Origin of the sequence: Alicyclobacillus acidoterrestris, from assembly GCF_022674245.1 — a bacterium.
Lineage (GTDB): Bacteria > Bacillota > Bacilli > Alicyclobacillales > Alicyclobacillaceae > Alicyclobacillus > Alicyclobacillus acidoterrestris.
The window spans coordinates 2,502,664-2,522,145 of record NZ_CP080467.1; the positions used below are offsets into that span (position 1 = coordinate 2,502,664).

Genomic DNA, 19,482 nt, shown 5'->3' on the forward strand with positions numbered 1-19,482 from the left:
AACACTCGCAATGCGTTAGGGCTCATTATAACATAAGCTCCCTCAGATTCGGCGCAAGCGCGATGGCCACGTGAGCCGTTCGTACCACATCAGCATCGGGGCTTGTCCCAATTGGCTGCGCCACTGTTTAACCACTTGTTCGTCATCCGTGAACACCACGAGACGATTTTGATCACTAAAAGGAATGCCGACAGGCAGATCTAGCACATAGGTAAACTGCGATTTCGCCGCTCGAATCAATGTGCCTATCGCGCCGGATCGCAAATTTGATCCAATCAGGTTATAAGCAATGGCCCCGCCAGGCATCAGTCGAGCTTTTAATGGCGCCAGCGAGTGCGGGTCAAGCGCAGGCTGGTAAATGGCGTTGCGCATATACGCGTCGACAAAGACGAGATCGTACAAAAATGGGAGATCTGCTCGAATGTAGGCAAATCCATCTCCCACATAGTAGGTTGCCTCGCGGTGATTCGGGGCATGAAAATAGTGGATCGCGACATTGAGAACTGCCTCGTCAATTTCGACGCCATACAGCTCTGCAGCTTCGTGGTGCCGACGAACGGAGTTTAACGCTGTTCCCGTGCCAACGCCAATAGACAAAAAAGATTGGACCCGGGGTAACGTCCATACCAAGCTAGAAAATGCGCGTTGGTACGGAAAAACCGGTCGGTCTGGCCGAGCTTCGTCGACTGCACCTTGCCAGCCGCCTCGCCCGCCAAACCGCATCATGCGAAGTTGGTTTTTTTGTACAACATCAATCCGAGCATGTACTGTCCCCGGCTCTGAGTAGATGGTAGAAATAGTGGCTCATTCCCGTCTCGGTGTGATTTGTCCCTAGTATACAATACAGGTGACCCTGGACGGATACAAAAGCGCGACGAATGAGACTGAATGACTGACTATCCGTTAGCCGACGGTTAATGCCGGCGTGCGCTGCCAAAAGCGAGACAAAAACGGCCAGGCTGGTCGCACGACACCAATAAACGTCTGAAACATCCCGAAAAAGCGGAACAGCTGTGGTAAAAATAGCAGGAAACGCACGTAATCACCTCCGCTTGTTTCTCCCTACACGATATGCCATCGCCGATGTCTCGTTGTGGGCGCCCGCCGTGGACGATTTTGAGCTGAGGAGAATCCATTCCAGTGCGGCAGTGGTCACGGGCGCACCGCGCTCTGGCGCGTCTTTCCCATTCATTTTCCCGATATCGCCAATGCCGATGACAAGCGGGGCGTCAACACGGCGCAAAATATCGACTGTGTCGCCGTGGATCACATAACTGGGGCATGGCACACCGTCTTTATCCACTGCCGTTTCGACCCGATTCCCACTGGCATCAATGCTAAAATCAATCGCCACGCCCTGTACCCGATTGGTGTTTGAGGCGACTGCAAGCGTCGCTATCACTCGGATGTCTGGATGGTTTAGCAGTACACTCAACGCCTGTTCTCCCCCGGCCTCATTGCCGTCTCCGTTGTCATCGAGCATGACAATGACCGGATCATAAGGCGTTTTGCGAATCAATTGCACCAATTCAATCGCGGACAAGGGCGTTGGATTTCCCGCGCTTCTCGAAATTAACCGGCAGCCCGTGCGACGTGCGGCGACACGCAGCGCACGAAACGCCATGCGGTCACCATCGGTGACCACAATGACGCGCCGAGTCGCTTCTGGCAGCAGCCTGCGCCTGTGCATCCGCACATTCGTCATCCCTTTGGTTTCGCAACCGCAGCCGCCAGGAAGCCAAATACGATGGCCGCCGAAATCCCGGCGCTCGTCACTTCAAAAATACCCGTGATAATTCCCACCAGCCCATGCAGATGTGCCTCCTGCATCGCGCCGTGTACCAAAGCGTTCCCAAAACTGGTGATTGGCACGCTGGCTCCAGCGCCCGCAAGCTTCACCAGCGGGTCATACACGCCGATGCCATCGAGAATGGCACCAGCGACCACCAACATCGCCGTGACATGGCCTGGCGTGAGTTTGGAGAAATCGAGCATCAATTGGCCGATTGCGCAAATTCCTCCGCCGACGAGAAAGGCCCAAATGAATGTACTCCATGTTGGCATTTTACATTCCGTCCTTTCGTTCAAAGACAATTGCGTGCGAAATGCCAGGTATCGAGTCTTTTTGCTGTGTACTCACGGTAGAGAGAAGCGCGCCGGTGGCACTGACGAGAATGCGCTGATAACGGCCCGCCAACATCTCTTTTAACAGGTGGCCAAATGTGACCAACGAGCAACACGCACCCCCACTGCCCCCAGAGAACACCTCGGGTTGCGACGAATCATAAATGAGCATCCCACAGTCCGTGAGGTGCCCCGTGTCAGTTAGCCCTTTTTCGTGCAACAATTCCTTGACTAATTTGTGCCCAATATGCCCTAGGTCACCGGTTGCAACGCAATCGTAGTCCGTCAACTTTCGCCCGGTATCTGCCAGATGCGCCGCGATGGTGTCTGCGGCCGCAGGGGCCATCGCAGCGCCCATCTCCCATGGGCTTTTGATACCATAATCTAGCACTTTGCCAATCGTCGCGTGGGTAATCTGGATGGCACTTGGTTGGTTCGTCAAGACAGCGACGCCTGAACCTGTCACGGTTCTCTGCGCCGTCGGCGGCTTCTGGGCGCCATATTCTGTCGGATAGCGAAATTGACGTTCAGCCGTACTCGTATGACTGGATGTGCCGACCATCGCGCGTTCCCCGTGCTGCGAGTGGATAATCAAGCTACCAATGGCCAATCCCTCACAAATGGACGCGCACGCGCTATAGACGCCAAGCGCTGGCACGGGGTGCGCGCGCAAACCCAAATAAAAGCCCGTCAACTGGGCATTGAGGTCTGCGCCCACGAGCACGTCCAATTCCTCCGAAGCGACTCGGGCATTCTCGAGGGCAATTTGGGCCGCTTTTCCAAACATCGATTGCTCCGAATGCTCCCATGTGTCACCGTCCACACGGTCGTTTTCCAAATGAAAGTCAAAATTTTCACCTAACGGCCCCGCACTCTCGAGCTGCCCTGCAACGGTTCCGACGCCTCCAACATAGACGCCTGTTCCACGGCTAAAATCCCAAGTTTGTCGACCAATTCTCGTCATTCGAGGCCCCCCTGCTTACAAATGTGTGACAATATACCGGATGAGTGCCACGAAAAACGCGCTCACCACACCAGACACAATAACTGGACCGGCGATTTTAAACATGTTTCCACCGACGCCGGCAATCCATCCCTCACTGCGATGCTCCATCGCAGCGGACGTGATCGTGTTCGCAAATCCCGTAACCGGAACAGCGGACCCAGCACCCGCCCACTGCGCGAACCGGTCGTATACCCCGCAGGCGGTCAAGACGGCTGACAAAAAGATCAGCACCGCCACAGTGGGATTCCCCGCCTCCGTCGGCTTGAAATGCCCATAGCGGATAAACAAGGTTTGGATGACTTGTCCTATCTCGCATATCAATCCGCCGACGATAAATGCACGAATGGTGTTCTTGACAATCGTTCGGGCAGGACGGTGTTTTTTGACCAACTGTTGATAGTTGTCTCGTTGAGACTTGGTTACACTCATCAACTATGCCCCCCTGCGTGAATCAAATCTTCTCTGCGGTATTGTGCCCAAATCGACCGCGACTAAGCCGAAACCACGTCCAAGACGACAAAAAGCCTGCTCGATTGGCGCACAAAGATGTGACGCCATTCAAGCAGGCCCCGAAACTGGTGTAGTGATTCCTCACGGGTGTCACGCGAAAATCACTCGAGTTGCTCCTTGATTTGTTGAAGAATTTTCTTTTCAAGTCGTGAGACTTGGACTTGCGAAATGCCCAACACCCGGGCTACGTCGCTTTGCGTCTTATCTTTAAAAAACCGCATATAAACAATGTACCGCTCGCGCTCAGGCAGGCGTCCAATAATTTCGTGGAGCTCAATCTTGTCAAAACGCCCCTGCGTTTCTTCATCGGCGATTTGATCCATCAAATAAATTGGATCCCCATCATTTTCATACACGGTCTCATGGATAGACGTGGGGGCACGCAACGCCTCTTGCGCGAACACGATTTCGGAAGGTTCCATGCCCATTGCCTCTGCCACTTCGGTAATGTGGGGTTGCCGTCCGAGTTCCTTCGCGAGATTATCGCGCACATGCCGGATCTGTTTGGCCGTCTCCTTGAGGCTGCGACTCACTTTTACAGTGCTGTCGTCGCGCAAAAACCGTTGAATTTCGCCGATGATCATCGGCACCGCATATGTCGAAAACTTGACATCATAAGACAAATCGAACTTGTCTACAGCTTTCATGAGACCAATGCAGCCAATCTGAAACAAGTCATCCGCATCGTAGCCTCGTCCAAGAAACCGCTGCACGACAGCCCAAACCAACCGCTGGTTATGTATGACCAACTTGTCACGGGCGTCCTGATCACCCGCGTGACTGGCCTCAATCAGCGAACGCACCTCGTCATCGGTCAACTTTTTATTTTTCGCGGAAGTCTCTTTTGCGTGATCCATTCGACGAGACCCCCCACTACATTTGGACGCGGTCTGCACCAAACGTCTTTATCATCGTAACGCGTGTACCGCGTCCAACAGTTGACTCAACTTCCAAGGAATCCACAAAGCTCTCCATAATCGTCATCCCCATCCCAGAGCGTTCTAGTTCTGGGCGAGACGTGTACATCGGTTGGCGGGCCTCTTCCACATCTGGAATTCCTACACCCTCATCCTCGATCACGATGGTCACCGTGTTGTCAGTCAACGCACACTCAATCCGCACTTCCCCATCGCGGTCTTCATATCCGTGAATAATGGCATTGGTAACTGCCTCGGAGACCGCGGTCTTGAGTTCCGTCAACTCTTCCATCGTGGGATCGAGCTGCGCGACAAATGATGCCACAGCCACGCGGGCAAGGGATTCATTCTCCGAACGGCTAGGGAACTGCAGCCGCAAGTAATTGTTCACTTGCACTTGGCTCGCGATGCGCTCCACATCCTTCACGCTCCTTTGACTGCCTTTACAGCGAGATCTTCTGCTTCATATAATGGCAACACTTTTAACAATCCAGACATCTCGAACAACTTTTTCAGCGACGGACCTACTTCGCACAGCGCCATCTGGCCACCATGTTGCGATATGCTGCGAAACCGGCCCAGTATCAGACCCAGTCCGGAACTGTCCATAAACTCAATATTGCGGAACGACATCACTAAGCCCTGGTAATCGGTCTTTGCGAGTTGTGCCTCGATGTCATCTCTTATCTTCTCCACTGCATGATGATCAAGCTCTCCTTGTAAGCTAATCACAAGTACGCCATTTTCGTAACGCGAATTGACTGGCACCGTAGTTATCTCCCTTCTCTTTACGGCTCTTGGCTGAAACAATTAGCGTTTCACCAACAAATTTCCTGCACCCTGACAAAACTAGAACCGTTTCTACCAAATTCGACAAATCACCCGTTTCAATTTGTTTACAGATTATAGTACAATAGCGTAAAAGTCTGTTGGGGGGCTCTTATGGATACGCTCGGAAAAAAGATTCGCACTCTTCGCAGAAGACAGAAGTTGACGCAACAGGCCCTCGCGGATGGGATTGTCACGGCGAGCATGATTAGTCAAATCGAATCAGACAGAGCGACACCTTCCGCAGCGCTGTTACAGCACATTGCCGGTCGACTGAACGTAGACCTGTCTTATTTCGAATCTGATTTATTGGATAAATCGGATGAATTGCAGAACTATCGCGCGGCGCGAAGTTTTATCGAGCGCGGCTTTTATGAAGACGCCATCAAATTGCTGAAGACGCTGTCTTGGCCGTTGTCACCCCAGTTCAAGGCAGAAGTCGTGTACAACGAGATGGCCAATTGCTACCTTCATCTCGGACAGCTCGAAGAGGCGTGTGCGATGTACGAATCGGTCATTCAAATTGGCTACGAAAAGAACGACATTTCCATCACTGTACATGGCTACTATCACATTGGCACCGTCCTGCGCCGATTGAAGCGAGATAGAGTGGCGCGAATGTACTGGCAGCGCGCAGCTGAATTGCTCCAGCAAAACCCGGACATCCAGATGCCTGTGTCTGTAAAAATCCACGCCAATCTAGCAAGGATTTACCTCGACGAAGGAAATTGGCAACGCGCGCGGCAAGCGTATGAGCAAACCCTTCAATTGGCGAATCGATTCGGTGGAAGTTTCGACACTGCGAAAATTTATCAAGGGTTATCTTGCGCCTTAATGCAAGTCGGAGAGTTCGATTTGGCACTCGCCTACAACGACAGCGCCATTACCATCAACGGGGCAGCTGACAATCGCAAAGGCGCAATGCGGTGCCGAATTAACCGGGGCATTATTCTTCGAGTGGCAGGCCGTCATGAAGAGGCGCTCGCGTACATGCTCTCCCTTCGCGACACCGTGTCCGACAAAGAGGATTTGATGATGGTCGCAATTCTTCATGAGCTCGCTTTGATTTACTGGGATCTCAAGGATTTCGACAGCTTGTTGACGGTATCCGATATGGCTTTACGCCGCAATCACGTCGACCAGCACATCGAAGCACAACTGCGCTTGTTGCGTGCTAAGGTCTATTTACACAACGGATCTATCGAGTTTACGCAACGAGAAATCGAGCGCGGTAGGCGTCTCATCCCATCGCAGCAACCGTCATCTTTGTGGTACGAATTTCAAGACGTAAAACGGCAATGCTGGTTGCTGTCGGGCCGAGAACAGGATGTGCTAACCGAATGCATCGCGGAAGCTGAAAAGGTCATCTCCGAAGATAAAACGCCTAAAAATCGAAATATTTCCGCGTGAATGAGATTTTTCTACCTCATCCTGCGCCGCTCGACACGCTGTCGATTCGAGTCGAGCGGCCGTCGTCAGACAATGGATTGCAAACTAGTCCGCTGCCCCAAATGTCACAATCTTTTTCACAGTTTTCCCAAATCCTTGAATGAAGTTCGCTCGTTTGACCGTATCCTTCGCCAACAGCGGTACAGTTGAAACCGTACGTCCTTGATAGACGACCTGTAGTTCTCCAACTTTTTGCCCTTTTGCAACCGGTGCCTTGACCTTGTCCATGACCACGTTGGTTTGATACTTGCTTGACTGACCACGCTTCGTCAAAAGCCCAACGGGTGTCGCCGTAACTGCGTCCACCTTGTCCTTCACGCCTTTGACCACCTTCGCTTGACCAATGACCTGTCCTGCCGGGTACAACACTTTCGATGTATAATTCGCAAAGGCCCAATTCAACATGCCCGTCACTTCCGCGTTGCGTACCTGAGGTTTTGGCTCGCCCATCACCACGGCAATTACACGGAAGCCTTCTTTCTTTGCGGTCGCAGACAGACAGTATTTTGCCTCCTGTGTAAATCCGGTCTTCAAACCATCTACGCCGTCGTAAAACCGCACCAGCTTGTTGGTATTGACCAGCCACAATGGGTGGTCAGATCCCTTGCGCAAATAATCGCTGTAAATCGACGTAAATTGAGTAATCTCCGGGTGTTGTAGCAGCGCTTGCGACATGATGGCGATGTCGTGGGCACTGGAATAATGGTTGTCCGCCGGGAGGCCATTGCAATTCGCGAAGTGTGTATCATCCATGCCCAATTGCTTTGCCCGTTGATTCATGCGGGCGACAAACGATTCCTCACTGCCATCCAAGTGTTCCGCCATCGCGACGCATGCGTCATTCGCCGACGCCACTGCGATGCCCTTGAGCATGTCTCGAACGGTCATGGTTTCCCCAGGTTCCAAGAAGATTTGCGATCCGCCCATACTCGCCGCATATTCGCTGGTCTTCACTTGGTCTGTCCATTTGATCCGCCCAGAGTCAATCGCTTCCACAATCAGAAGCATCGTCATAATCTTGGTAATACTAGCCATGGGAAGCTTTTCATGCGCGTCTTTCGAGTACAGCACTTTGCCAGTTGCCGCATCCAAGATGACGGCAGAGCGGGCGTGTTTCGCAATGTCTGGAACCGTCGTAGTGCTAGGGGAGGTACTATTGATGGGAACGAGACTCAACGGGCTACCGGTCGTCGGCGTATGGCTGACGGCAGCCGACGCGGCCGGTTGTCCGGCGACGCTTGCACCAAGCAAAATTGCACACACGGCCGCAGCAGTAACGCTTTGTTTCCAGTGATGCATGGCTAACCCTCCTCGGATTGAATCTACGCAGTTGGATAATCCGAAGTTATTGTGCGCTCAGCCATGACAAAATATAAAAGAGCGCCTGATGTATCGCGAATTTGCGATACATTCGGCGCCCTCTCTTATTGAACCGACAACCTTACTCAGTAGCCAAAGCCGACCAAAAGCTCGTTCCTGCGCGCGGATTTTGAACACCAAAGTAATCGGCCACCGTTGCACCGAGATCTGCAAACGTCTCGCGCACACCCAAATCGATAGCCCGGTTCATACCCGGCCGGAAAAATAGTAGCGGTACATATTCGCGCGTGTGATTCGTGCCAGGTACAGTCGGGTCACAACCGTGATCCGCCGTAATGCACAGCACGTCGTCTTGGCCCAGTTTCGGAAGCAATACGCCAAGCTGTTCATCAAACGCCTCAATAGCACGCGCAAACCCCTCTGGATCATTGCGATGTCCGTACTTAGAATCAAAATCCACCAAATTGGCGTAAAGCAGCCCGTGCTGAATTTTGTCCATGTACTGCATGAGGACTTCCATGCCGTTGGTGTTGTCGTGTGTGTGAATCGCCTCATCAATGCCAGAACCACCGTAAATATCACCAATTTTCCCGATCCCGATAACGGGTATCTGGGCATCTTGCAGCGCATTCAACACCGTGTCGCCGAACGTCAGCGAGAAATCACGACGCCGATCCGTTCGCTCGAAATTCCCGGGTTTCCCGCGAAATGGACGGGCAATGACTCGACCAACCGCATGCTCCCCCGTCAAAATCGAACGGGCATAGCTACACCAGTCATACAACGTATCCACTGGCACAACATCCTCGTGAGCAGCAATTTGGAACACGCTGTCCGCAGATGTATAGACAATGGGGCGTCCCGTTGCGAGATGCTCTTCCCCATACTCTTCAATCACGACGGTGCCAGAGGCGGGTTTATTGGCGAGCACCTGCTTGCCGACGTACTGTTCGAACGGCTCAATGATCTCCTTTGGAAAGCCGTGCGAATAGGTAGGCATTGGCTTGTCCAAAATCACGCCAACAAATTCCCAGTGACCGTTTGTCGTATCTTTACCGTGCGATTGTTCCTGCATTTTCCCATATGCACCGACCGCATGACTAGAATCGACACCAGGGATACTCACAATTCGGGACAAGCCCAACTTGGCTAGATTCGGGGCACGCAACCCACCAACTGCCTCCGCCACGTGCAAAAACGTATTGCTCTCTGCATCTGGCTCCCCGTACTTCGCTGCGTCTTTCGCCGCACCGATGCCACAACTGTCGAGTACAATCCATATCAAACGCCGCTTATCCGTCATTCCATTCACTCCGAAGTACCAGATTCATCAACCCAATCGGCCGATGCCACTACAAAACGTATCGCTCACGCACGACCCAGGTCGTCTGCACCACTAAGACCTCGGGTGCGCAGCGGCGTATATTTCTTTGAGCCGCCCCTTCGTGACGTGCGTGTAAATCTGCGTTGTTGAAATATCCGCATGTCCCAACATTTCTTGTACTGCGCGCAAATCGGCGCCCCGCTCCAACAAGTGGGTCGCAAACGAATGCCGGAGTGTATGCGGGGTAATATCTTTCAGAATTCCTGCTTCCTGCGCGTATTTCTTTAGGATTTTCCAAAACCCCTGGCGCGACATCTGCGTACCGTGATGGTTGAGGAACAAAGCTTCGTCCTTCGTCTTGCGAACAAGGTGCGGACGCGCCTGCTGCAGGTAGTTGTCCAATGCCTGCACCGCATACTCCCCAATAGGGATAATTCTTTCCTTTCCACCCTTTCCCATACATCGCAAAAACCCACTGCTCAAGTGAACGTCTGTCGACTTCAATGAGACGAGTTCACTCACCCGAATACCCGTCGCATAAAGCAATTCCAGCATCGCATAATCGCGCATCCCCGAGGGTGTCGATTGATCTGGGGCGCGCAACAGGCGTTCAATTTCCTCCGGCGTGAGCACGCGGGGTAGCCTCTTCTCTATCTTTGGCGTATCCACGTGAATCGTCGGATCCTGCAGAATAAAATCCTCACGCACCAAAAAATGAAAAAAAGAGCGAATGCTCGCAAGGTTCCGCGAGATGGTGGCGTTCGCCCTTCCAGCCTCATGCAAGTAGCCTAAATAGGCAGCGATGTGATGCTGTTGTACCTCTTGAATCACACACGACCCACGCTTGGCCAGGTACGACTGAAATGTATGTAGGTCTCGTTCGTACGACTCGAGGGTATTGGGGGATAATCCTCTCTCCACCGTCAAGTACTCTACAAAGCGTTGTATCCATTCGTCCATGGCGAAACTCCTTTAGCCTATCCGACTCCCGAAATGTCTTGTAGTGTATTCCACGCAAGCCATCGAAAGTCCTGCCCTCGTTTCGACAGGAAATGACTAAATCCGACCTCCACCATGAAGTTCCTCTACGCCCACCCATCGCCAAGGCGAATGGCGGATAGCACATCATCCACCCAAACCCGCCATGGGGCGCTCGATTGCGAGGGCACCTCTGTTAACACCGAAACGTAAGGAGGTGTTGGGGTTTGTGTAAACGGGCGGGATCGAAAAAAGGTCTCCGCACGCAGTAATAAGACCATGATTGCCGCAATCACGAAGCTGACCACGAGTGTCCGAAGAAAGGATATAAACCCTGCCATACACGTCACCTCAACCCGCAACTTTAGTCCTCTGGATGTGACATCAGTCGAAGTATTGCCTCTCTGTCGTCCGGTTGCACAAGTACATCCTGTTGGACAATATTTTTCGACACGTGCCCACACTTCAGGCAACGGTGAACCAATTGGTACCCTTTTTTGCTGTTATATTCAACCCGCACGGGTTTCATCAACCCATTGCAATTCGCCGCTCTATCGCCTGGGTGAATATCCAGATGTACAGAATAGAGGCAGCGCGGGCAGTGGTTGCGGCAACTGCGCTCACTAGGCTCCACAGAAAACCCGCAGTTAGCACAAATAAACGATTCATTGCGATGCGTAAATTGTCTCATTGGTATGCTCCTTAAACGAGGATGCTCGTCAACAAGTGTGGCACGACGAACGCTTGAATAAAAGCGCCGAGCATCAATCCCCCGCCACACAACACAAATGTACCCGTGTATTTCATCAAATGCAGCGTGAGTTTGGATACCGGTAGCGACCGGAGCAACACTTGCTGCGAAAATCGAATCGCCGTGACTGCCGCCACGAACAAAGTCAAGAACATCACCAGTTGGTGCAAAAATATACCTGTGCCAGACAGTAAAAACCCTTTCCAGCCAAATTGGAGACTCGTGTAACCAACCGCAAAACCAACGGTAAACGCGCGCAAAAAGATAGCCGCGATGACAAACGGAATGCCAATCACCGACACCCCAAACAGCCAGATGAGCGCCAGTAACTGACTATCGGCAATCAGTCGCTGCGTGAACAACTGGCTTCCAGATGCAAGTTGGTTTTGCTTGATGGCGACAAATAAGTGCGAAAGCGCATTGCCGAGTACCAGCCTGTCCGTCTGCCCAAGTTGCCCAGCCACAATTGCACCAAAGACGAGGCCACAAACCGTTACACCCGCGAGAAAGGTCCACAAGTGCAGGTGCCGCGAGACTTTGCTCCGAACGTACTGGAGCAAGCTACGCCAGCGGATGGACGACTGGATATGAGGTGTGATCACTGCTGCGATACGAGGCTTCAATGAATGTCCCTCCTGAACAAAGTCTCTCATTCAGAATCTATGAGCCACTTTGTCCAGGTAGACTATAAAATTACCTTGCCGTACGTCCCTGCGCCACCCACTTCCCAGCGGATATCCCCGTTCAGCGCTCTGGCAATCGAACTTCCTAGCCGTTCCCCCACGACGTCAACCAACCCCGATTCGTCCGCCGTGCGCCGGATGGCCAGCTCTGTACCATAGGCGTCCAACAGCTTGCGGTAGGTGCCGGGGCCGACGCCAGGGATGTCGAGCAACGGGATGTGGTGAAAGTACGGCGGGCGGTGTGCCGGGTGCAACGCATCCGGTAAATCACAAATGTCTTCCAGTCTATCCTTGACGCCATACACATGATGGCGAGTGGTACCGCACGGACACCCACCCTCCTGCACCAATTCGTCACACGCGCGACAGCGAGTTCGATAATATTTTCCCTGCTCTGGATGCAACCCGTAATTTGCGACAATCCCTCGACCGTCCACGCGATTGAGTGCTTGCGCGACCTCGCGAAAGTTCAAGGCGGCCATTTGCACCCGATTGTATTCGCGCGCGATGTTTGCGACGCCATGTGCATCGGAGTTCGTAACAAACGTGAGACCAGACAATTCGCTCAACCTGTCAGCCATCTCCGTATCCGAGGACAATCCGAGCTCCAACGCATCCACGCGCCCTAAATCGAGAAAGTCCCCCACGCGGCGAACACAGCTGCCGAGCAATCCTTTGAACGGCGTAAACGCGTGGTGGACAATAAACAAGCCATCGCGGGCATGGGTTTCGGTCTGCAGCGCCAGCGCATCTGTCCACGCCCGCTGAGAAGACAACTGTGTATTCTTTTGCACCGTTTTCAGCCATTGATTAAAATCCCGCGCGCGTTCGTAATCCGCAAACCAGCACCCGAAATGGGCAGCTTTTCCGGAGGGCCCTGCCAGTTCCACCTCAGCGCCGAGCAACACTAACATCCGATCCCGATACATCAAACCACCACCGGAAACGGGCGTGAGCTCGCCCGCCCGCATGAGTCGGTCTACTTCAACCAACACGTTGTCACAAACTCCGTCAATGACCGTAATCATGTCGAGCCCTTTCACGAATGCGGCATGATGGAGCAAATTCTCCAAAGTCAAACTGGCGCCTGCAGCAATTTTCACAGGCTTGCCAAGCGCACGGCCAACATGGATGTGAAAATCAGCGTCATATTCGTTTAAATTCGTGGCCTCGTTCAAACTCGTGGCTGACACCACCATAAGAGCGCGACCAAGGTCTTCGCATCCTCGATTTCGCCGCGTTTCATCATCGCGGTGACCTCATCTCTCGTGAATTGTCGCGTTTCTACAAACTCATCCTCATCCAGGTGAACCTCTCCGGTTGCGAGCTCGTTCGCGTAAAACACGTACAATTTCTCATTTGCAAAACCTGGGCTTGTGTAAAATTGATAAATTTTCTCCAAACGACCTGCAGTGTATCCAGTCTCCTCCGACAACTCGCGACGGGCTGCCGCCATCGGTTCCTCCCCTGGCTCCAACTTTCCAGCGGGAATTTCCCACAAGGACGTCTCACACGCCTTGCGGTATTGACGAACGAGAATCACCTCATCTGGTACGGGCTCGGCGAGAATGGCGACGGCCCCAGGATGCACGACGACCTCACGCGTGCTTTGTCGACCGTTTGGCAGCTCGACGGTAAGCTTTTTGAGTCCAATCATCCGCCCAGTAAATAGATGTTCTTCGTGTATCGTGCGCTCTTGTTGTGTCACAAACACACACTCCTCATCAACGCATCAGTTCTGTTCCAAACGATGCCGCTGAAATTTGTGGGTAAAAAAGTAACCCATCGAAATGAATGCGGTCATTCCCAGACAAGCGTAGAAACCAAGTCGTTGTTCGCGCTGAAACAAGGCATAGCCAGCGAGAAACACGACCACGGCCATCGTCAAAACCGTCGCAACCGGTTGGCCGAACGCCAAACGCGAGACTGGTTTATGTCTGCTTTTGTGCCGCCACGAGAGAAACGTCGCCAACATGATAAAGTAATTAAAAAAGGTCAAGAAACTCGACGCACTCACTAAGAAATTATACACACTCGACGGTAGCACGTACGAGAGCGCGAGAAAAATCGCAATGCCGAACGCAGTAAACAACAGCGCACCGTATTGCACATGTCGCTGCTTGCTCGTGCGCGTGGTAAATCGAGGTGCTTCCCCGCTCTGTCCGAGACTAGCCAAAATTTGGTTGGCGGAGAAGACCGCGCCGGCCATGACGCTGAAGGCCGCAACTAAAATCACGGCATTCAAGACATTCGCCAAGATGTTCATGTGAATATACTGCAGCGCCTGAACAAACGGACTAATATTCGTGCTGACCCGCTCAAAGGGCAAGACCAACAGCATCGTTCCGATGGACAAAAGATACAACACTGTCAAACACGTGATAGTCACGATTGCACCGGTGTCCAATTTCTTGGGATGCTTCAGTTCAACTGCAGCCGTAGCGAAAACGCCAATGCCGGCAAACGAGAAAATGACGATAAGCATCGATTGGAAGATGCCTCCCACACCATGTGGGAAAAAACCTCCACCGGTACTCGTCGCCACGGGAATTGTGAGCGTATGCGGTCGCACACCAAACAACATCAAGAGGATGACGGCCGCGAAACCGACCAACGCAGCAATCTTAATCACACTCATCAACGATTCAATTCGTCCAAAGTTCGCGACGCCAAACGCATTAATCAGGATAATCATCGCCGCAAACCCCGAGGACAGCGCCCACAGTGGCACTGCGGGCAACCAGACGCGAACGAAAATGGCCGATGCCACCGCCTCGCTCGCAATCGTCAGGGTGCTGGTCAAATAGTACGTCCATCCCTGCATGTACCCAAGGAAACGGCCTAAGTACATGTCGGCATACACTTTAAAGGCGCCCTCGACAGGGTGATCCATCGCAACTGACGCAAGCGCGCCGACGACCTGAGCCGTGATGAGGCCACCCATCAAAAAGGAAATCAATACAGCAGGACCTGCTGTGCGGATTGGCAAACCGCTACCGAGAAAGAACCCAGCCCCGATAATCCCGCCGACGCCGACCAAAATCAACTCGGCGAGACTCATCGTCGCCTTGGCTTGAACGGGTGTTCCCATCGCCTTTTGCCGAGGCGTAGTGCGTAGTGATGTCGTCTTCTGCAACATTGGTCCCCCCCCCCCGCGGAATTCGTTCACGGGGGGGTAGTGTTTTCCAGATCAGTGCATCCTATGTTTATCCGTCGTGTGGTTACTATCCACGACAATCACGGGAGCGCACAAAACTGTACCGCTACTTTCGCCGCGTCGATGATGTTCTGTAGTGCAATGTGTTCGTTCGTGGAGTGAATATCTTCGTAGCCAATCCCAATATTGAGAATCGGGACTCCCAGCGTCTGAATCACGTTTGCGTCGCTGCCTCCACCCACTTTTACCGGCTTCGGGGTAAAGCCCGCGAGTTCAATCGCGCGCTCGATCCGTTGGCGCAATGGTGCCGTTTCCGGGAAGTCGAATCCCTCGTACATGACCTGATGCTGAAATGCCACCTGTGCACCTGCACTTCTGGCCGCTTCCTGAAATGCCGACTCAATTTGCGACATCACGCGGGATAATTTCTCCGGGTTGCGACTGCGTGCCTCACCCACAATCGTCACTTTGTCGGCCACGACATTCGTTGGCCCCTGTCCGACGAAACTGCCAATGTTCGCGGTGGTTTCATCGTCAATCCGACCGTGCGGCATGTTTGAGACGGCTGTGGCCGCTACTTTGATGGCACTAATCCCCTTTTCCGGGGCGACGCCCGCATGCGCACGCACGCCCGTAATCGTAGCCTCAAATTTCGCCTGACCAGGCCCAGCAATCGCGATGGTCCCTATATCCCCGCTGGAGTCGAGCGACAATCCAAAGTCCGCATCTAAATGATCGCGAGACAACTGTTTGGCGCCTTGCAATCCAATCTCTTCACCAATGGTCAGGACCACTTGAATTTGCCCGTGTTCAATGCCACGCTCTCGGATCTCCCTCAGTGCTGTCAAAATCGCTGTAATCCCCGCTTTGTCGTCCGCGCCAAGCACGGTCGTTCCATCGCTCCATACGACACCTGCCTCATCCACGCGCGGGCGAACGCCTTGTCCGGGCTGTACGGTATCCATATGAGCCGCTAACAAAACCTTCGGTCGGTCAGGCGAGCCCGGTAACACGGCAATCAAGTTCCCAGTTTCCCCGCCAAGCGCCGTTCCGGCTTCGTCCTCCACCACGTGAAAGCCCAAATCAACCAGTTCCTTTCGGCAGCGTTCGGCCATGGCCCCTTCGTGGAGAGAATGGCTATCAATTTGTACAAGGGATAAAAACAAGTGTTCTACGACATCTCGATTCAATCTGATGCACTCCTATCACAAGATATCCAAATACAATCGTAAGTCTGCCCAGAGCGGTTTGTAACATGTGTTTATCGAACATAAAGAGAGAGGCACACCAGAGTCCGATCCGGTGTGCCTACGCCGCTTCCTGCACGTTACGATTCCGTCCACTATGGTGCGCCACGATCCTACGCCTCAAACCCGAAGACGTCGAAGAAAGACCGTTTCAGCCTCGTCTCCCAATCGGCGAGATCTGCAGGCTGCCCTAATTCGCGCGTCAAGGAAGTCACATCTCTATCTGCGATACCACAAGGTACAATCGTCTGGAAATGACTCAAATCCGTATCCACATTTAGCGCGATACCATGATACGTAACAAATTCACCCGAATGACGCTTTTTCACCCGCGCGCCTACAGCACAGATCTTTGCGGCACCGACCCAAACACCCGGGTACGCCTCATCTCGCGTCCCTTGGATGCCGACCTCAGCCAACGCGCGAATCACCGCTTCTTCGAGATTGCGGACGTACTGCTTCACATCGTTGCCCCACGGCGCCAAATGCAGCACAGGATAGACCACCAACTGCCCTGGTCCGTGATACGTGACGTCGCCGCCCCGATCTACCTCTCGAACCGTAAACCCGTGCTCGCTGAGAAACGATTCATCCGCCAACACATTGTCCATGCTCCCATTGCGGCCAATGGTGATAGTCGGCGGGTGCTCTACCGTATAGACCGTCTGGAGGTCATCCTCACTTTCGAGAAGAGCTTGTGCTCGCTTGAGCTGGATGTCCAGCGCGTCATCGTAGTGCAAGTGTCCGAGTTGAATCCATTGAACTGCCGTGGCCACCCGAACGCCCCCTTACGCCTGCGCCTTGGATGGCGCCTGATTGTTCAAGTGGGCCTGACGTTCTTCGTCCTGAAGCGATTGCAACGGTTTGCCATCCGCCCGCAACACCTGTTCGTGCGCGTGATACGAACTCCGAACCATCGGACCAGATTCCACATGTGCAAAACCGCGTTTGAGACCCTCGCCTCGCATCCGAAGGAATTCTGTCGGCGTGTAGAATTTTTCCACTAACAAGTGTTTCTCCGACGGCTGCAAATACTGGCCAATCGTGACGATATCGACCCCCACCGCGCGCAAGTCGTCCATCGTCTCATATACTTCGTCAATCGTTTCGCCAAGTCCCACCATGATGCTGGACTTGGTGCGGATATCCGGGCGCATCAATTTAGCCTGCCGCAACAACTCCAGCGTGCGGTCGTACTTCGCGCGCGAGCGTACCTTATCGGACAACCGGCGAACGGTTTCAACGTTGTGGTTCAAAATGTCCGGGGACGCATCCATGACGACCTTCAACGCATCCCAATTGCCTCCGAAATCGGGAATCAAAACTTCAATCCCACACTCCGGGACACGTTTGCGAATCTCTTGAATCGTCGCTGCAAAAACCGAAGCACCCCCATCAGCGAGGTCGTCTCGCGCGACACTGGTGACCACGACGTGTTGCAAATTCATCGCAACCACCGCATCCGCCACCCGTTTTGGCTCACGCAAGTCCAACTCGGTAGGACGCCCTGTATTGACCGCACAGAATCGACATGCACGCGTGCAAATATCGCCGAGAATCATAAACGTGGCAGTGCGCTGTTCCCAACAATCAAAAATGTTTGGGCACTGTGCCTCTTCGCAAACAGTATGTAAAGACTGGGTTCGCATAATCTCCTTCAGAGATTTATAGTTCTCGCCAGTCTTCGCTTTAATCTTCAGCCAGTCTGGGCGCGACAACTTCTGCGCCTCCATCATCCGAGCTTTTGCTTCCTGCTTTTCCTGTAATTTTGACTGCGACATACACGCATCATCCTAAACAGTAAATTGGTGGCCACGCGCATGAAGTGGCCCACATCGGAATCCCCTTAATCGTATTGTACAAAAATCCTGGTACGAGAACAAAGTCAGGCGACCACCGCCTAGCGTGAGACAAAACGCCTAACCGCCAGTGTCGGGGCCGCCTGAGGAAATGGCTTAACGATGAAGCGATTTCTCGTCGCGCAGATAGTTGCTGCGCACGTTGCGCATCTGTGCAATGCGCTGTTCCGCGAGTCTGTCGGCTGCTAAATAGCTCGGAATGTTTTCCTTCGCAGACATCGCAAAGATGTTGCTGATGATGTTGTAAATGTTGTCGACCTTGGCATGCGCCCTATCGGCGTTGTAACCCTCTAATTCATCCGCGACGTTCATCAATCCACCTGCATTAATCACATAATCAGGCGCATATGCCACGCCTTTGCGGTGCAGCGCGTCGCCGTGCTTCTCTTCCGCCAATTGATTGTTGGCTGAGCCAGCGACAGCTTCACACCGGAGCTTGTCAATCGTCTCGTCGTTGATCACGGCCCCTAAAGCGCACGGCGCAAAAATGTCGCAATCGACTTCAAATATATCTTTGACAGTCACTGCCTTGGCGCCGAGTTCATCGACCGCGCGGCGCACGGAATCTTCATTGATGTCTGCGACAATCAATTCCCCGCCCGCGTCCTTGATGTGTCTCGCCAGTTGCATACCGACGCTGCCAAGCCCTTGAATGGCGACGCGGCGTCCTGCCAAGTCGTCCGTGCCAAACGCAGCTTTCGCCGTCGCCTGCATGCCTCTGAATACGCCAAACGCGGTGACCGGTGACGGATTCCCACTGGAGCCATAGGCTTGCGAAATGCCTGTGACATAGTCCGTTTCCATGTGAATCAAATCCATATCGTGCACATCTGTGCCGACATCCTCAGCAGTGATGTATCGTCCGCCCAATCCCTGAATGAAACGCCCAAGTGCTCGGAACATCGCTTCGGATTTATCTGTCTTCGGATTGCCCATGATGACCGTTTTGCCCCCGCCGAGATTCAGTCCCGACACGGCAGCTTTGTAGGTCATTCCGCGCGCCAAACGGAGTGCGTCGAGAATCGCGTCGTCCTCGCGCGCGTAGGTCCACATCCGGCATCCGCCCAAAGCAGGTCCGAGTGTGGTGTCGTGGATTGCGATAATCGCTTTCAAGCCAGATGCCTCGTCATTGCAAAAAACCAATTGTTCATAATCGTATTTGCCGAGGTACGAAAATATCTCCATCCCAATTCCCCCTAGAGCGAACGATCTACGTGCCATCATTATCATACTTGATTTACTAGCTCTAGGAAAAGACAAGTGCAAGCAATCAATCAAAACGATACCATCACAGAATTGACAGACAAAAAGACGATTTAGAATGTCGTG

The 19,482-nt window shown here is 53.0% G+C and carries 23 protein-coding genes; 1 reads left to right on the forward strand and 22 read right to left on the reverse strand.

The features are described 5' to 3' along the window. Positions 1-42 precede the first annotated feature (42 nt). From K1I37_RS12020 to spoIIAA, 9 genes are all read right to left on the reverse strand, one after another. Positions 43-726, reverse strand: a complete 684-nt coding sequence (locus K1I37_RS12020; protein WP_021295618.1) for a spermidine synthase — start codon at positions 724-726, stop codon at positions 43-45. Between the two features lie 177 nt (positions 727-903). After that, positions 904-1,038, reverse strand: coding sequence for a hypothetical protein (locus K1I37_RS21540; RefSeq protein WP_021295619.1), 135 nt, complete (start codon positions 1,036-1,038; stop codon positions 904-906). 4 nt (positions 1,039-1,042) lie between these two features. Further along, positions 1,043-1,690 (reverse strand): stage V sporulation protein AE, encoded by a 648-nt coding sequence (locus tag K1I37_RS12025; protein WP_051189379.1) that lies wholly within the window; start codon positions 1,688-1,690, stop codon positions 1,043-1,045. Positions 1,691-1,701: 11 nt separating this feature from the next. Continuing rightward, positions 1,702-2,064 carry a stage V sporulation protein AE gene (spoVAE, locus tag K1I37_RS12030; RefSeq protein WP_021295621.1) on the reverse strand — a complete coding sequence of 121 codons (363 nt, stop codon included), beginning with the start codon at positions 2,062-2,064 and terminating at the stop codon, positions 1,702-1,704. A 1-nt stretch (position 2,065) separates the two neighbouring features. Further along, a complete protein-coding gene (locus K1I37_RS12035; RefSeq protein ID WP_021295622.1) occupies positions 2,066-3,088 on the reverse strand; it encodes a stage V sporulation protein AD in 1,023 nt (340 codons plus the stop codon). Between the two features lie 15 nt (positions 3,089-3,103). Then, the gene (gene spoVAC, locus K1I37_RS12040) at positions 3,104-3,559 is read right to left on the reverse strand and encodes a stage V sporulation protein AC (RefSeq protein WP_021295623.1); all 456 of its coding nucleotides are present in this window, start codon (positions 3,557-3,559) and stop codon (positions 3,104-3,106) included. A gap of 182 nt (positions 3,560-3,741) precedes the next feature. Further along, positions 3,742-4,497, reverse strand: a complete 756-nt coding sequence (sigF, locus tag K1I37_RS12045; RefSeq protein WP_021295624.1) for an RNA polymerase sporulation sigma factor SigF — start codon at positions 4,495-4,497, stop codon at positions 3,742-3,744. A 16-nt stretch (positions 4,498-4,513) separates the two neighbouring features. Continuing rightward, positions 4,514-4,975, reverse strand: coding sequence for an anti-sigma F factor (gene spoIIAB, locus K1I37_RS12050; protein WP_021295625.1), 462 nt, complete (start codon positions 4,973-4,975; stop codon positions 4,514-4,516). Between the two features lie 5 nt (positions 4,976-4,980). Continuing rightward, the gene (spoIIAA, locus tag K1I37_RS12055; protein ID WP_021295626.1) at positions 4,981-5,325 is read right to left on the reverse strand and encodes an anti-sigma F factor antagonist; all 345 of its coding nucleotides are present in this window, start codon (positions 5,323-5,325) and stop codon (positions 4,981-4,983) included. A 174-nt stretch (positions 5,326-5,499) separates the two neighbouring features. Here spoIIAA and K1I37_RS12060 point away from each other — a divergent pair, with 174 nt between their 5' ends. Next, positions 5,500-6,795, forward strand: a complete 1,296-nt coding sequence (locus K1I37_RS12060) for a tetratricopeptide repeat protein (protein WP_021295627.1) — start codon at positions 5,500-5,502, stop codon at positions 6,793-6,795. A gap of 84 nt (positions 6,796-6,879) precedes the next feature. On the opposite strand, the gene K1I37_RS12065 is transcribed toward K1I37_RS12060, so the two are convergent. From K1I37_RS12065 to K1I37_RS12125, 13 genes are all read right to left on the reverse strand, one after another. Then, the gene (locus K1I37_RS12065) at positions 6,880-8,133 is read right to left on the reverse strand and encodes a D-alanyl-D-alanine carboxypeptidase family protein (RefSeq protein ID WP_021295628.1); all 1,254 of its coding nucleotides are present in this window, start codon (positions 8,131-8,133) and stop codon (positions 6,880-6,882) included. A gap of 142 nt (positions 8,134-8,275) precedes the next feature. After that, a complete protein-coding gene (locus K1I37_RS12070; protein WP_021295629.1) occupies positions 8,276-9,457 on the reverse strand; it encodes a phosphopentomutase in 1,182 nt (393 codons plus the stop codon). A 93-nt stretch (positions 9,458-9,550) separates the two neighbouring features. Continuing rightward, positions 9,551-10,438, reverse strand: a complete 888-nt coding sequence (gene xerD, locus K1I37_RS12075; protein WP_021295630.1) for a site-specific tyrosine recombinase XerD — start codon at positions 10,436-10,438, stop codon at positions 9,551-9,553. Between the two features lie 125 nt (positions 10,439-10,563). After that, the gene (locus tag K1I37_RS12080) at positions 10,564-10,797 is read right to left on the reverse strand and encodes a hypothetical protein (protein WP_021295631.1); all 234 of its coding nucleotides are present in this window, start codon (positions 10,795-10,797) and stop codon (positions 10,564-10,566) included. Between the two features lie 23 nt (positions 10,798-10,820). Continuing rightward, positions 10,821-11,147 carry an RNHCP domain-containing protein gene (locus K1I37_RS12085; protein ID WP_081653998.1) on the reverse strand — a complete coding sequence of 109 codons (327 nt, stop codon included), beginning with the start codon at positions 11,145-11,147 and terminating at the stop codon, positions 10,821-10,823. A gap of 11 nt (positions 11,148-11,158) precedes the next feature. Next, on the reverse strand, positions 11,159-11,830 hold the full coding sequence (gene spoIIM / locus K1I37_RS12090; RefSeq protein ID WP_021295632.1) for a stage II sporulation protein M: 672 nt from the start codon (positions 11,828-11,830) through the stop codon (positions 11,159-11,161). 62 nt (positions 11,831-11,892) lie between these two features. Beyond that, a complete protein-coding gene (locus K1I37_RS12095) occupies positions 11,893-13,089 on the reverse strand; it encodes an endonuclease Q family protein (protein WP_021295633.1) in 1,197 nt (398 codons plus the stop codon). Next, a complete protein-coding gene (locus K1I37_RS12100; RefSeq protein WP_021295634.1) occupies positions 13,065-13,598 on the reverse strand; it encodes an NUDIX hydrolase in 534 nt (177 codons plus the stop codon). The genes K1I37_RS12095 and K1I37_RS12100 overlap by 25 nt, the downstream gene beginning before the upstream one ends. A 24-nt stretch (positions 13,599-13,622) precedes the next feature. Next, a complete protein-coding gene (locus tag K1I37_RS12105; RefSeq protein ID WP_021295635.1) occupies positions 13,623-15,029 on the reverse strand; it encodes an amino acid permease in 1,407 nt (468 codons plus the stop codon). Positions 15,030-15,127: 98 nt separating this feature from the next. Then, positions 15,128-16,237 (reverse strand): M20/M25/M40 family metallo-hydrolase, encoded by a 1,110-nt coding sequence (locus K1I37_RS12110; RefSeq protein WP_021295636.1) that lies wholly within the window; start codon positions 16,235-16,237, stop codon positions 15,128-15,130. Between the two features lie 170 nt (positions 16,238-16,407). After that, on the reverse strand, positions 16,408-17,070 hold the full coding sequence (gene lipB / locus K1I37_RS12115; protein WP_021295637.1) for a lipoyl(octanoyl) transferase LipB: 663 nt from the start codon (positions 17,068-17,070) through the stop codon (positions 16,408-16,410). Positions 17,071-17,082: 12 nt separating this feature from the next. Next, positions 17,083-18,075, reverse strand: coding sequence for a lipoyl synthase (gene lipA, locus K1I37_RS12120; RefSeq protein ID WP_021295638.1), 993 nt, complete (start codon positions 18,073-18,075; stop codon positions 17,083-17,085). A gap of 174 nt (positions 18,076-18,249) precedes the next feature. Beyond that, positions 18,250-19,338: a Leu/Phe/Val dehydrogenase gene (locus K1I37_RS12125; RefSeq protein ID WP_021295639.1), complete on the reverse strand. Its 1,089-nt coding sequence runs from the start codon at positions 19,336-19,338 to the stop codon at positions 18,250-18,252. Positions 19,339-19,482 lie beyond the last annotated feature (144 nt).

Bases quoted from the DNA above. Each gene is read 5' to 3' on its own strand.
- K1I37_RS12020 (WP_021295618.1), bottom strand. From the start codon at position 726: ATGATGCGGTTTGGCGGGCGAGGCGGCTGGCAAGGTGCAGTCGACGAA.
- K1I37_RS12025 (WP_051189379.1), bottom strand. From the start codon at position 1,690: ATGCACAGGCGCAGGCTGCTGCCAGAAGCGACTCGGCGCGTCATTGTG.
- spoVAE (WP_021295621.1), bottom strand. From the start codon at position 2,064: ATGCCAACATGGAGTACATTCATTTGGGCCTTTCTCGTCGGCGGAGGA.
- K1I37_RS12035 (WP_021295622.1), bottom strand. From the start codon at position 3,088: ATGACGAGAATTGGTCGACAAACTTGGGATTTTAGCCGTGGAACAGGC.
- spoVAC (WP_021295623.1), bottom strand. From the start codon at position 3,559: ATGAGTGTAACCAAGTCTCAACGAGACAACTATCAACAGTTGGTCAAA.
- sigF (WP_021295624.1), bottom strand. From the start codon at position 4,497: ATGGATCACGCAAAAGAGACTTCCGCGAAAAATAAAAAGTTGACCGAT.
- K1I37_RS12060 (WP_021295627.1), top strand. From the start codon at position 5,500: ATGGATACGCTCGGAAAAAAGATTCGCACTCTTCGCAGAAGACAGAAG.
- K1I37_RS12065 (WP_021295628.1), bottom strand. From the start codon at position 8,133: ATGCATCACTGGAAACAAAGCGTTACTGCTGCGGCCGTGTGTGCAATT.
- K1I37_RS12070 (WP_021295629.1), bottom strand. From the start codon at position 9,457: ATGACGGATAAGCGGCGTTTGATATGGATTGTACTCGACAGTTGTGGC.
- xerD (WP_021295630.1), bottom strand. From the start codon at position 10,438: ATGGACGAATGGATACAACGCTTTGTAGAGTACTTGACGGTGGAGAGA.
- K1I37_RS12080 (WP_021295631.1), bottom strand. From the start codon at position 10,797: ATGGCAGGGTTTATATCCTTTCTTCGGACACTCGTGGTCAGCTTCGTG.
- K1I37_RS12085 (WP_081653998.1), bottom strand. From the start codon at position 11,147: ATGAGACAATTTACGCATCGCAATGAATCGTTTATTTGTGCTAACTGC.
- K1I37_RS12095 (WP_021295633.1), bottom strand. From the start codon at position 13,089: ATGGTGGTGTCAGCCACGAGTTTGAACGAGGCCACGAATTTAAACGAA.
- K1I37_RS12105 (WP_021295635.1), bottom strand. From the start codon at position 15,029: ATGTTGCAGAAGACGACATCACTACGCACTACGCCTCGGCAAAAGGCG.
- lipA (WP_021295638.1), bottom strand. From the start codon at position 18,075: ATGTCGCAGTCAAAATTACAGGAAAAGCAGGAAGCAAAAGCTCGGATG.
- K1I37_RS12125 (WP_021295639.1), bottom strand. From the start codon at position 19,338: ATGGAGATATTTTCGTACCTCGGCAAATACGATTATGAACAATTGGTT.